At 63.6% G+C, this 11854-nt stretch carries 13 protein-coding genes and 1 pseudogene; 8 read left to right on the plus strand and 6 right to left on the minus strand.

The genetic code is table 11. The features are described from left to right. The first annotated feature begins 26 nt into the window (after positions 1-26). From JQK88_RS29605 to recQ, 5 genes are all read left to right on the plus strand, one after another. Positions 27-803: a FadR/GntR family transcriptional regulator gene (locus JQK88_RS29605; RefSeq protein WP_192252646.1), complete on the plus strand. Its 777-nt coding sequence runs from the start codon at positions 27-29 to the stop codon at positions 801-803. Between the two features lie 20 nt (positions 804-823). Then, positions 824-1675, plus strand: coding sequence for a 5-dehydro-4-deoxy-D-glucuronate isomerase (gene kduI / locus JQK88_RS29610; RefSeq protein WP_203280294.1), 852 nt, complete (start codon positions 824-826; stop codon positions 1673-1675). Next, positions 1672-2439 carry a 2-dehydro-3-deoxy-D-gluconate 5-dehydrogenase KduD gene (kduD, locus tag JQK88_RS29615; protein ID WP_246501594.1) on the plus strand — a complete coding sequence of 256 codons (768 nt, stop codon included), beginning with the start codon at positions 1672-1674 and terminating at the stop codon, positions 2437-2439. The genes kduI and kduD overlap by 4 nt, the downstream gene beginning before the upstream one ends. Before the next feature lie 10 nt (positions 2440-2449). Continuing rightward, positions 2450-2788: a cupin domain-containing protein gene (locus JQK88_RS29620; protein ID WP_203280295.1), complete on the plus strand. Its 339-nt coding sequence runs from the start codon at positions 2450-2452 to the stop codon at positions 2786-2788. A gap of 264 nt (positions 2789-3052) precedes the next feature. After that, positions 3053-4891, plus strand: coding sequence for a DNA helicase RecQ (recQ, locus tag JQK88_RS29625; protein ID WP_203280324.1), 1839 nt, complete (start codon positions 3053-3055; stop codon positions 4889-4891). A 27-nt stretch (positions 4892-4918) separates the two neighbouring features. Here the strand turns inward: recQ and JQK88_RS29630 are convergent, their stop codons facing one another. After that, positions 4919-5308: a hypothetical protein gene (locus JQK88_RS29630; RefSeq protein WP_192252634.1), complete on the minus strand. Its 390-nt coding sequence runs from the start codon at positions 5306-5308 to the stop codon at positions 4919-4921. A 332-nt stretch (positions 5309-5640) separates the two neighbouring features. Here JQK88_RS29630 and JQK88_RS29635 point away from each other — a divergent pair, with 332 nt between their 5' ends. Further along, positions 5641-6279, plus strand: coding sequence for a glycoside hydrolase family 25 protein (locus JQK88_RS29635; protein ID WP_203280296.1), 639 nt, complete (start codon positions 5641-5643; stop codon positions 6277-6279). Positions 6280-6308: 29 nt separating this feature from the next. Here JQK88_RS29635 and JQK88_RS29640 read toward each other — a convergent pair. Continuing rightward, positions 6309-7252, minus strand: a pseudogene (locus JQK88_RS29640) (AraC family transcriptional regulator). Between the two features lie 127 nt (positions 7253-7379). Between JQK88_RS29640 and JQK88_RS29645 the strand changes: the two are divergent. After that, entirely contained in the window at positions 7380-8273 is an 894-nt protein-coding gene (locus JQK88_RS29645; protein WP_192252625.1) for an SDR family oxidoreductase, read from the plus strand. A gap of 6 nt (positions 8274-8279) precedes the next feature. Here JQK88_RS29645 and JQK88_RS29650 read toward each other — a convergent pair whose 3' ends face one another. From JQK88_RS29650 to JQK88_RS29660, 3 genes are all read right to left on the minus strand, one after another. After that, positions 8280-8474, minus strand: coding sequence for a hypothetical protein (locus JQK88_RS29650; RefSeq protein ID WP_192252622.1), 195 nt, complete (start codon positions 8472-8474; stop codon positions 8280-8282). An 88-nt stretch (positions 8475-8562) separates the two neighbouring features. Then, entirely contained in the window at positions 8563-8841 is a 279-nt protein-coding gene (locus tag JQK88_RS29655; protein WP_246501596.1) for an Atu4866 domain-containing protein, read from the minus strand. 26 nt (positions 8842-8867) lie between these two features. Continuing rightward, on the minus strand, positions 8868-9596 hold the full coding sequence (locus JQK88_RS29660) for an SDR family oxidoreductase (RefSeq protein ID WP_203280297.1): 729 nt from the start codon (positions 9594-9596) through the stop codon (positions 8868-8870). A 113-nt stretch (positions 9597-9709) separates the two neighbouring features. On the opposite strand from JQK88_RS29660, the gene JQK88_RS29665 reads away from it, so the two are divergent. Further along, the gene (locus JQK88_RS29665; protein ID WP_203280298.1) at positions 9710-10603 is read left to right on the plus strand and encodes a LysR family transcriptional regulator; all 894 of its coding nucleotides are present in this window, start codon (positions 9710-9712) and stop codon (positions 10601-10603) included. A 43-nt stretch (positions 10604-10646) separates the two neighbouring features. Here JQK88_RS29665 and JQK88_RS29670 read toward each other — a convergent pair whose 3' ends face one another. After that, positions 10647-11693, minus strand: coding sequence for a class I SAM-dependent methyltransferase (locus tag JQK88_RS29670; protein ID WP_203280299.1), 1047 nt, complete (start codon positions 11691-11693; stop codon positions 10647-10649). Positions 11694-11854 lie beyond the last annotated feature (161 nt).

The raw sequence follows: 11854 nt of genomic DNA on the forward strand, positions 1-11854 counted from the left end.
AGGGCGTCTTCAAACAGGGGTGCGACATGGCATCGGATAGCGCTGTTGATCTCAGGGTCGAGAGAAAACCCAAACTGTCGGAGACCGTCGTCGCGGCGATCCGCAAGCAGCTGCATGCGGGCGAGATCCTGCCGGGCCACAAATTGCCGACCGAGGGCCAGTTGACCGAGACTTTCGGCGTCAGCCGCACCGTCATCCGCGAGGCGCTGGCCAAGCTTGCCGCCGACGGCCTGGTCGAGGCGCGCCAGGGCGCCGGCGTCTTCGTCACCGAACACATCTCGACCATGTTCGGCGCGCTCGCCGCCGATATGGGAGCCAAGGATTCGGTCGCGCTCAACGTGCTCGAGGTGCGCCTGGCGGTCGAGATCGAATCGGCCGGGCTCGCCGCCATCCGCCGCAATGCGGCGCAGGAAGCGGCGATCCAGGAAGCCTTCTTCGAATTCGAGCGCCTGCTTCTCAACAGCGAGCCGACCGGTCCGGCCGATCTCGCTTTCCACCGGGCAATCGCCAGCGCCACCAACAACCCGTTCTATGTCGAGATGCTCGATGTGCTGGGCCGGCGAGCCATTCCGTGCGACGTGACCTCGCCCTGGTCGACCGAACTGGTGCAGTCCGACAGCTATCAGCGCGGGCTGCAGCGCGAGCATCTGGTGATCCTGAATGCGATCACATCGGGTGACGCCGAAGCCGCACGCGAGGCGATGCGCGCCCATCTCACCGCCAGCCAGCAGCGCTATCGCGAGCGCCTGCACGCACGCCAGGTCTTTTATGCCGACTCGGTCAAGGCGGCGGAAACCGAATAGAAGAATCAGCTGGAGCAATGATGGATCATCCCCATACCGACTATACCTCGCGTTTCGCCATCGACCCGGTAGCCGCGGCGTCCATGGGAACCGACGAGTTGCGTCACAACTTCCACATTGACGACCTGTTCCAGCCGGGACGCGTCAGCCTGACCTATACCCATTATGACCGCATGATCGTTGGCGGCGCCGTGCCGCAAGGGGCAGCGCTGCCGCTGGAGGCGATCAAGCCGACGGGGACCAAGAATTTTCTCGACCGCCGCGAGCTGATCATCGTCAACATCGGCGGCGCCGGCTCGGTGACGGCAAATGGCGAGACCCACCCATTGCAGGCACGCGACATGCTTTATCTCGGCATGGGCAGCACCGATGTGTCGTTCGCGTCGGCCGATACGGGCCAGCCGGCCAAGTTCTACCTGCTCAGCGCGCCGGCGCATCACACCCATCCGAACCGATTGATCCGTATCGGCGATGCGAAGCGTCTCGACCTCGGCAGCAAGGAGACCTGCAACGAGCGCTCGATCTTCCAGTTCATCCATGCCGGGGGCGTCAAGACCTGTCAGCTGGTGGTCGGCATAACCCAGCTGGCGCCGGGCTCGGTGTGGAACACCATCCCTTGCCATGTGCATGACCGACGCATGGAGGCCTATCTCTATTTCGATCTGCCGGAGACGGCGCGCGTCTTCCATTTCATGGGCGAGCCGGACGAAACCCGACATCTCGTCATGGCCAATGAGGAGGCGCTGCTGTCGCCGGGCTGGTCGATCCATTCGGGCGCCGGCACCTCCAACTATGCCTTCATATGGGCGATGGCCGGCGACAATGTCGACTACACCGATGTCGATCCGGTGCCGCTGGGCGAATTGCGTTGAGAGGGTCGTCCGCCTTCAGCCTCGCCGGCAGGCGCATCCTGGTCACCGGCGCCAATACCGGCATCGGCCAGGGCATCGCGGTCTCGATTGCGCGCGCCGGCGGCACCGTCATCGGTGTCGGCCGCTCGGCGATGGATGACACGGAAACCAAGGTCAGTGAGGCCGGCGGGCAGTTCGAGGCCGTGCGGTGCGATCTCGCCGACCATGCCGCCGCCAAGGCGATGCTCGACCAGGTCTGGGAAAAGACCGGCCCAATCGACGGGCTGGTCAACAATGCCGGCATCATCCGGCGTGCCGATGCGGTCGATTTCACCGAGGCCGACTGGGACGACGTCATCGACGTCAATCTGAAGACGCTGTTCTTTTTGAGCCAGGCTTTTGCCAGGCGCGTGCTGGCCGATCCCAGGCGCCGTGGCAAGATCGTCAACATCGCCTCGGTGCTGAGTTTCCAGGGCGGCATCCGCGTGGCGTCCTACACCGCGTCGAAACATGGCGCGCTCGGCATAACTAGGCTGCTCGCCTGCGAATGGGCGGCAAAAGGCATCAACGTCAACGCCATTGCGCCGGGCTATATCGAAACCAACAACACCGAGGCGCTGCGCGCCGATCCCGACCGCAGCGCCGCGATACTGGCGCGCATCCCGGCCGGCCGCTGGGGTGGGCCGGAAGACATAGGCGACGCCGCCGTCTTCCTGCTTGCGCCAGCGTCCGACTATATGCATGGCGCGGTGGTCCCGGTCGACGGCGGCTGGCTGGCGCGATGAGGAGACGGTCATGACTCAAGCCAAGATTTTCGCCCATCCCGGCGAGAGCGCCTGGACGCCGACGCCGGACGGCAACAGGCGGCGCGTTCTCCTGCACACCGATGAGCTGATGCTGGTCGAATTCGGCTTCGACAAGGGCGGTGTCGGCGCGCTGCATTCGCACCCGCATGTCCAGGCCAGCTATGTCGCCGAAGGCCGATTCGAGGTCACCATCGGCGGCCGGACTGAAACAATCGGGACCGGCGGCAGCTTCATCGTGCCGTCCAATCTGATGCACGGCGTCAAGGCGCTGGAGGCCGGCCGCCTGGTCGACAGTTTTACTCCGCACCGGGCCGACTTCCTGGCCTAATCACTTTTGTCTGTCTGTTCCAGAAACGGAAAACCCGCGCCTCCTGGGAGGCGCGGGCCCGTTGCCTGTGCGCTCGTAGCGCAGCGGTACTCGAAACATCGCCGCAGGGTTCGGACGGTGCCGCAACATTGTGAAGATAGGTTTAACGGCGCCGGCCAGGTCGATCATCGGTGGGATGTTGCTGCTGCTTGTTGTGGTCGGACGGGGGCTGGGCTAATCGTTGCCCATGCCGCTACTTCGGGCGGCCGATCGAAAACATCAGTGATGCAGATATCGACGACGAGCGTTTCGACGCACGATCCCAAACGGCGTGTCCTCAAGGACGTGTTCGGCTTCGACGATTTTCGCCCAGGCCAAGCGTCGGTGATGGAGGCGCTGCTCGCCGGCCGTCATGTTCTGGCCGTGATGCCGACGGGGGCGGGCAAGTCGCTCTGCTACCAGGTGCCGGCGCTGGTCAAGGGCGGGCTTACCATTGTCGTGTCGCCGCTGGTGGCACTGATGCAGGACCAGGTCGCGGCTTTGCGCCTTGCCGGTGTTGCCGCCGATACGATCAATTCATCCATCGAGCGCGACGCCAATGTCGCGGCATGGCGGCGTGTTGCGTCGGGCCAGACGCGGCTACTCTATCTGGCGCCAGAACGGCTGATGACCGAGCGCATGCTCGATGCGCTGGCCAGGCTCGATGTCAGGCTGATCGCCATCGACGAGGCGCATTGCATTTCGCAATGGGGGCCGGCGTTCCGGCGCGAATATGAAGATCTGTCGCAGCTGCGCGGCATCTTTCCCGACGTGCCGATCATTGCGGTGACGGCGACGGCGGACGAGACGACGCGCGCAGACATCGAGACGCGGCTGTTTGGCGGGCGTGTGGAAACGCAGGTGCTTGGCTTCGACCGACCCAACATCAAGCTTGCCATCGAGCCCAAGCAGGACAGCAAGCGGCAGTTGCTCAATTTCATCGAGCGCCATCAGGGGCGCAGCGGCATCGTCTACTGCCTGTCGCGCAAGAAGACCGAAGAGATGGCGGCCTTCCTCGAGAAGAACGGCGTCACCGCGCTTGCCTATCACGCCGGCATGAGCAAGGAGGCGCGTGACGCCAACCAGAACGCTTTCATGACGCTGTCGGGCGTCGTCATGGTGGCGACCATCGCCTTCGGCATGGGCATCGACAAGCCTGACGTCGCTTATGTCTTCCACACCGATCTGCCGGGCAGCCTCGAAGCCTATTACCAGGAAATCGGTCGCGCTGGCCGCGACGGGCGAGCAGCGGAAGCTTATATGCTGTACGGCCTCGGCGATATCCGCATGCGCCGCATGTTCATCGAGGACGAGGACGCGGCCGCCGAGCACAAGCGCCGCTCGCATGGCCGGCTCGACACGCTGATCGGCTATTGCGAGACGGCGGAGTGCCGGCGCCAGGTGCTGCTCGGCTATTTCGGCGAAGAGGCTTCGCCTTGCGGCAATTGCGACAACTGCCTGGAACAGGCGCCGCGCGCCGACGGCACCACCGAGGCTGGCATTATACTGGCAGCGGTGGCACAGAGCGGCGAGCGCTTCGGCGCCGGCCATGTCATCGACATTCTGCTTGGTCACGAGACCGAAAAAGTGGCGGCAAGGGGCCATCACCGGCTGGCCGCTTTCGGCAGCGGTGCCGCGCACAAAAAGGACTTTTGGCAGTCGCTGATCCGTCAGTTGGTCGCGAACGGCTTCCTGGTGCCGGATCCAGGTGGCCATGGCGGCTTGGCCATCGCCGACAAGGGCCATGCGCTCGGCCGTGGCGAGGTTCCGTTCCAGTACCGCGTCGAGACGCGCACCCGCGCGGCGCGCCGCGCGGCTCGTGCCGGCCAGACTCCCCAGGGCGAAAATGTCGATGCATCGCTGCTCGCCACCCTCAAGACGCTGCGGCTGCGTCTGGCCAAGGAGCGCCAGGTGCCGGCCTATGTGGTGTTTTCCGATCGCACGCTGATCGACATGGCCGAACGCCGCCCGCAAGACCTCGACGCTTTCGCCGAGGTGAACGGCGTCGGTGCTGCCAAGCTCAAGGAGTTCGGCAAGGTTTTCCTGAGCGCAATCGCTGCGCACCCGTCAGAGGCGCAAGGCTGAGAGGCTGGACCAAAGCCCGATTGAGCATCAGTACGCTTTCAACTTGCCCGACCAGCGATCCCGCCCCACCCAATAAGGGCATCGCGGGCAGACGCCTCCTTCCGGGTAGTCAGTCCCTTCTTCGTGTGGGCAACCGAGAATTCCGTCGACCATGACCACGGAATGGACTTCGTGCTCCTGCAAGAACGCAGCGATTTCGCCAAAGATCGTATCGTCCTTGCGCAGATCGCCCGTTTCGGCAAACCAGCGGCGCATCTCGGTCGCGTCGGAGTGCTGGTCAGGAATGATGGCGACGGCCGCCTTGGTGGCGCGCCTGTCATCGGGACCATAAAACGCGATGGTACCGACTGGATGGCTTCGCACACCTTTCTTGGCCTTCTTCTCGATCCACTTCCTTGCCCGCTGTTCCGGTTTCATGCTTGCTGGCCTTTGCAGTCCCTGGACAAGATGGGAATATAAATCAAGACGGCGAGAGTGGATCAAGCGCATGCCACGCCCGATTGTACAAAGGACGCAAAGCCCGACGCCGTCACCGACCGGATCGTCCGCTTCCTGCAAAGCTGTGTGAAGGGTTTCACAGAGGCGGACTTAGACAGGGCTAATATGCCTGAATTCAGCGAAGCAAGAGAGTCAGGTTCTCTATTCCGCACCAATGTTCGCTGAGCTTCGGGGGAAGTTCTTACAGCTTGCATCAAAACGAATCGGGCGCACCGAATTTTCGGCGCCCGCTTGGCTATGGGAGCAGGGGCATGCCGACGCGTGAAGGGATCGACGTTTCGCATTATCAAAACGAGGCCGGCGGCGGTGGCGCCAGCGCCATCAAGTGGACGCGGGTCGGCAATGCCGGGGTCAAGTTCACCATCGTCAAGATATCCGACAAGACCAACAAGGACGCATTCGCGGTGCGCAATGTTGCCGATGCGAAGGCGGCGGGATTGCTGGTGGGGGGATATCACTTCCTGCGCAACACCGCTTCGGGCGCCGACCAGGCGCATGCCTTCCTCAACACCGTGTCGTTCGGCAGTGGCGACCTCATTCCCTCGCTCGACATCGAACTCATTCCGGCAACGCCGGCGGCGCGGGCCGCCTATGTCCAGAAGGCGAAGGATTGGGTGGCGGCGGTGCGCTCCGCCCATAGTGGCCGCTGGCCGTTCATCTACACCCGCGCCAATATCTGGCAGGCACTGGGCAACCCGAGCGGTTTCGGCAACTGCCCGCTCTGGCTCGCCCGCTACGGCTCGAGCCCGCCGCCGATACCGTCAGGCTTCACCAATTATGCCATCTGGCAATTCAGCCAGTCGGGCAGCATCGACGGGATCACCGGCAAGGTGGACGAGAACCATCTGGCGATGTCCTTCGCCGAGTTTCGCTCGCGCTACAGCCTGTAGGCAAGGTGATCCGGCATCGGATCGCCTGCTCAGGCGGCTTCGCGTTCGCCCTGCGCCGGCGAGTCCGTTTCCAGGCGCCGGCTGTATTGGCGCGGCGAACAGCCCATGACGCGCTTGAACGCCGTGCTGAAGGCGCTTTCGGATTCATAGCCGAGCGCCAGCGCAATAACGGACACCGGATCGCCGGAATGCATCAACCTGTCGCCGGCGAGCATCATGCGCCAGCGCGTCAGATAATCCAGGGGTGAGGCCCCGACCGTCTGCTTGAACTTCAGCGCAAAGGTCGATCGCGACATGCCGGCGCGCTCGGCCAGCGTCTGCAATGTCCAGGCATGCGCCGGGTCTTCGTGCATGGCGGCGATCGCGGCGCCGATCTGCCTGTCGGTCAGCGCGAACAGCCAGCCGACGCTGTCACGAGCCCCCATATGCAGGCGCAAGGCCTCGATCAGGATCATATGGGCGAGATGCTCGACGATGAGAAAGCCGCCGGGACGCCGCTGGCGCAATTCCTGCATCATCCGCTCCACCGGCCAACGCAGCGCCGAATGGTCACTGTCCCCACGGATGTGGACGATGGGCGGCAGCATCCGCAACAGGATGCCGGCATGGTCGCCGGACAGCGCGAAGCGGCTGCTGACCAGCAGGAAATCGCCGCCGCCATTGTGGGTGGTGATGCCGCCGGTGCGCGCCGGTGAAAAGATCGTTCGGGCGTCGCCCGTCGGCAGGCCGAGATCGCTGGCAAGCCGAAAAGGCCGGGGCCGCGCGGCAGCAGGAAACAGTCGCCGGCGTCAAGGCGCACCGCGTCAGCGACCCCCTCGACCGACAGCCAGCATTGGCCGTAGACCACGGCGCCGCATTTGATGGCGGCCTGCTGGTCGGGGAACTGGATCGCCCAGTCGCCACCAGCCTCCAGCCCGGCGGACAGATAATTGCGCGGCTTCAGCAGCGACAGCACGTCTGACAGCGGATCCATGAGCAGTCCCGGACGATTGCGAAGATATTTCGGATTTTACAGCATAGATCGTATGATCTCAACCTTCTATCTCCTTCGGCAACGGGCTGCCTCGCGCGGCCTTCGACGAAACCAAGGAGAAATCATCATGCGTGTGTTCGTTACCGGCGCCACCGGTTTTGTCGGTTCGGCCGTTGTGCGGGAATTGCTTGGGGCGGGTCATCAGGTGCTTGGCCTTGCCCGCTCGGAGGCTGGTGCAAAGTCGATCGTGGCCGCGGGTGCCGAGGCGCATCGCGGCGATATCGAGGACCTGGACAGCCTGCGCAGCGGTGCCGCCCAGGCGGATGGCGTCATCCATACGGGCTTCAACCACGACTTTTCGAAATTCGCCGCCAGTTGCGCAGCCGACCAGCGCGCCATCGAAACGCTCGGCGCGGTGCTGGAAGGTTCGGAGCGGCCGCTGCTTGTCACCTCCGGGCTCGCCGGCTTTGCGCAGGGAAGGGCAGCGACCGAGGGCGACCTGCCCGCGCCGCCATCGGCCTCCTTCCCGCGCGCTTCGGAAGCGACGGCCATGGCGCTTGCCGCGCGCGGGGTGCGCGCATCGACGGTACGGCTTGCGCCGACCGTCCACGGCGACGGCGACCACGGCTTCGTGCCGATGCTGATTGCCATTGCGCGTGAAAAAGGCGTCTCGGCCTATGTTGGCGACGGTATGAACCGCTGGGCCGCGGTGCACCGGTCCGACGCCGCCACGCTGTACAGGCTGGCGCTGGAGAAGGGCGCCGGCGGCGCCAGCTATCATGCGGTTGGCGAACAGGGCGTGGCGACCAGGGAGATCGCCGAGATCATCGGCCGCCGCCTCAACCTGCCGGTCGTTTCCAAAAGCCTCGAGGAGGCAGCCGGGCATTTCGGCTTCCTCGGCCATTTCATCGGCAGGGATCTGTCGGCGTCGAGCGAGCAGACACGCAACGCGCTGGGATGGCTGCCGACCGGGCCGGGGCTCATCGCCGATCTCGACAGTGTCAGCTATTTCGAGAGCTGAACGAGGTCAGGGCCAATTGCGTTGCATGGCATTGACCGACAGCCATGCGATCAGCGGAAGGGCGAGCAGGATGGCCATCCACAACCCCGCTGATCGCGCTCCGTCCATGTCGTCTCGCCGGAGCCGCAGCAAAGCCTGCACGCCTGCGGCAAGGACGACCGCCAACAGCATGAGCAGGATGACGAATGCGGGCTGCGACACTGCCGGGAAACTCCGCCAACTGACGACCGAGTAGCAGCAAAGGCCTGGAGATCTGTTCCGATCGGCCCGGATTGCGCTCGGCGACCCGTCATTTGTCCCGGTAAAGGATCATGCCGGCGTGGTGCAGCACGCCATCAACAAAGTCTCCCTCGGCGGTGAAGCCGGTGTCGTCCCAATAATCGATGTGATTGCCCGTCACGACATATCGCCCGAGATAGGCGCGTTCGCGTTTTCCCCTTGCCTCGACATAGCGGCCGTTGGCCAGGAGTTCGTGGCGGACATTACGGTCGGCGGTGACCCACATGCCGACATAAGGATTGGTGTTCATCCGGTGGTGCTCGGTGGTTGCGGAGTTGAATAGCGCCAAGACAAGCGACGCGGCGACGGAACGCGTCAATGCGCCGCCCGCGTCGGGCGCATGACGATCTCGTTGATGTCGACATCGTCCGGCTGCTCGATGGCAAAGCGCACCGCCCGGCCGATGGCGTCGGGCTGCAGCGCGATGGCGCGATAGCTGCTCATCGCCGCCGCCGCTGCCGGGTCGGTGATCGTGCCGGCAAGTTCGCTCTCGACCACGCCCGGGTGGATGCAAGTGACGCGGATGTCGTTGCGTTCCTGCCGCAGTCCGTCGGAAATGGCGCGCACGGCATACTTGGTCGCGCAATAGACCGCCGCCGTCGGCGACACGGTAAGCGCCCCGACCGAGGCAATGTTGATGATGTGGCCCGAACCGCGCGCCGTCATCTCCGGCAACACCGCCGCGATGCCGTTGAGCACACCCTTGATGTTGACGTCGACCATCTGGTCCCATTCATCCGTTTTCATCGATGCCATCAGGGACAGCGGCATGATGCCGGCATTGTTGACGATGACGTCGACCCGGCCCCAGGCCTGGCGCGCCGCGTCGGCGAAGGTCGCGACATCGGCGCGGTCAGTGACGTCGAGCCGGCGGGTCATGATCTCGCCGCCGCCTGCGCGGATTTCCTGGGCCAGAATTTCCAGCCGGTCGGTGCGCCGGGCGCCGAGCATCAGCCTGGCGCCGGCGGCGCCGAGTTCGCGAGCGATGCCGGCGCCGATACCGCTGGAGCCACCGGTGACGAGAACGATCTTGTCGAGGGACATGGCAACTTTCCTTTATGTCTGGACTGAGAGGTGGGTTGCCAAGGGAGATACGCCGAGAGCATTGTTGCGATAAGACACCCATTTCTCCACACTATGGAAAGCGGAGCTAACCAGTGTCGCCTGACATCAATGCACTGGTGGTCTTTGCGCTTGTCGCCGAGGAGCGGAATTTCCGCGCTGCAGCCGATCGGCTGGGCGTCAGCCGCTCGGCCGTCAGCCAGACGATCAAGCGGCTGGAGGAGAGCCTTGGCATTGCCCTGGTGCAACGCACCACGCGCAGCGTTAGCCTGACCGAAGCCGGCGAGAGGCTCCATGCCGAAGTCGGGCCGGCCATTGCCGACATGCGCTCCGCGCTCGAGGCGACACAGGCACTGCGCGACCGCCCGCGCGGCCAGTTGCGGCTGGCCGTATCCTCGATTGCCGAACGCTTCCTGTCCGGGCCGTTTCTCGCGGCTTTCTGCACTGCCAATCCCGATATCCAGCTCGACATCACGGTGACCGACGAAGAGTTCGACATCGTCGCCGAAGGCTATGATGCCGGGGTGCGGTTGGGAGAGGTGATCGACGAGGACATGATCGCCGTGCCGGTGGCGCATGACGAGCGGCAGATTGCCGTCTGCTCGCCTGCCTATCGCGACCGCTTCGGCCTGCCGTCTCATCCCGCGGAACTTGCCCAACATCGCTGCATCGGCTGGCGTCCGGCGCCGAAGGTTGCGCCCTATCGCTGGGAATTCGCCGATCAGGGCCGCGAATTCCGGGTCGAGGTCGCGCCGGAGATCACGACCAACGAGATGAGCCTGATGATCAAGCTCGCTGTCGCCGGCGCGGGCATCACCTTCGGCATGGAAGAGAGCTTTCGCCGCGCAATCGAACGCGGCGACCTGATACCAGTGCTCGAAAACTACTGCCCGCGCTTTGCCGGCTTCTACCTCTATTATCCGAGCCGCAGGAATGCCGCGCCGAAGCTGCGCGCGCTGATCGACCATCTTAAGCGCTCGCAGCTGTGATACCGAAAATGGGAGACTCGCGCGATTTCCTGCGCTGTGTCAGTTAGAGGTCGCCTTTCCTGACTTTGCCGTAAACGATATTTCGGTTCGAGCCATAATATACGTGCGCTTCGAAAGAGCTCCTGCCGAGGGCGGCATTGATGATGTCCCACATATCGTCAGCCGAACGCAGGATGAGCGGCCAATCCATGAAGGTCTCCATGTAGCCATCGGTCGTGATCTCGTCGCTGAAATTGGCAAACAGGAATTCGCCACCAGGCTTGACGAGTTCCATGGCTCTTTGCAGCAGTCGGACGCCGATGGCACGCGGCAGGTAATCGTAAAGCCCCGATGCGTAGACGAGATCGAATGTGCCAAGAGAATAGGCGCGGCGAAGAATGCCGCGTACAGAGCCCTGGAGTGCCTCGACTGCCGTGCCGGCAAAGTCGTGGTTCACGGTGGCTACGCTGACGGGGTCCTGGTCCAGGCCGATCCAACGTTGCAATTTGCGCTTGGCCAACGCGTCGGAGCGTTCGGCTTCCCGCAGGTGGCCGCAGGCAATCGCCAGGACCTCCGCCTTCGCCACAACGCTGGCCGTCTCGTCGACGGTCCTGGCCAGGATATCCCGCCGCTCGCGCCCCGCCACCGAACTGGCGGCTTCACTGGTGTACGCGTAAATTTGCCGACCAAGTAAGGTCGACGAAGCCACGGCATCGTCGGCAGCGGGATGCTTGTAGTAAATGTCCAGCAGGCCTGCATCGCCTGAATACCCGCGCGGTTTTTCGACCGACCAACGCGTGAACGGATCCTGGATCAAATATTCCGCGACCCGATGCTGCTGAGCCAACGGGACGAGTTTCTGCCAGACCGCGGGAGCAACCTGCCGGCGGAGCTTATGGAGTCTGCCTGCCAGGCGGTGGACGATGGGGGCGGCCGGTTTGTGCCGCATGAAGGCTTGGTGAGCAAGATCCAGTATCAGGGCGAGCTGGGCCGTCCTGTCCCTCAACTCGTTAGTGTCAATCGTCTCTTCAGAGGTAGGGGCATGTTTCTTCATCAGTCTGGTGGTGACGAGGCTGTATTCGTCGAGCTGCACTTTTGGGTCGATTGGCATGCCGTTTACTCTCCGGTTTTACCCCCCGGTCCCCGGCAAACAGCATAGGTGTGTCGCTGCACGATGCGAACTATTTTAATAAAATTTTAATAAAACTTTAGCCAATTGAGCGGCCCCTTCACCTTGCTGAACTGGCTAAATCCGAACCGTCTGTTTACCGT

It is taken from the genome of Mesorhizobium caraganae (assembly GCF_016836705.1).
Classification (GTDB): domain Bacteria; phylum Pseudomonadota; class Alphaproteobacteria; order Rhizobiales; family Rhizobiaceae; genus Mesorhizobium; species Mesorhizobium caraganae.

Bases quoted from the DNA above. Each gene is read 5' to 3' on its own strand.
- JQK88_RS29605 (WP_192252646.1), top strand. From the start codon at position 27: ATGGCATCGGATAGCGCTGTTGATCTCAGGGTCGAGAGAAAACCCAAA.
- kduI (WP_203280294.1), top strand. From the start codon at position 824: ATGGATCATCCCCATACCGACTATACCTCGCGTTTCGCCATCGACCCG.
- JQK88_RS29620 (WP_203280295.1), top strand. From the start codon at position 2,450: ATGACTCAAGCCAAGATTTTCGCCCATCCCGGCGAGAGCGCCTGGACG.
- recQ (WP_203280324.1), top strand. From the start codon at position 3,053: ATGCAGATATCGACGACGAGCGTTTCGACGCACGATCCCAAACGGCGT.
- JQK88_RS29630 (WP_192252634.1), bottom strand. From the start codon at position 5,308: ATGAAACCGGAACAGCGGGCAAGGAAGTGGATCGAGAAGAAGGCCAAG.
- JQK88_RS29635 (WP_203280296.1), top strand. From the start codon at position 5,641: ATGCCGACGCGTGAAGGGATCGACGTTTCGCATTATCAAAACGAGGCC.
- JQK88_RS29645 (WP_192252625.1), top strand. From the start codon at position 7,380: ATGCGTGTGTTCGTTACCGGCGCCACCGGTTTTGTCGGTTCGGCCGTT.
- JQK88_RS29660 (WP_203280297.1), bottom strand. From the start codon at position 9,596: ATGTCCCTCGACAAGATCGTTCTCGTCACCGGTGGCTCCAGCGGTATC.
- JQK88_RS29670 (WP_203280299.1), bottom strand. From the start codon at position 11,693: ATGCCAATCGACCCAAAAGTGCAGCTCGACGAATACAGCCTCGTCACC.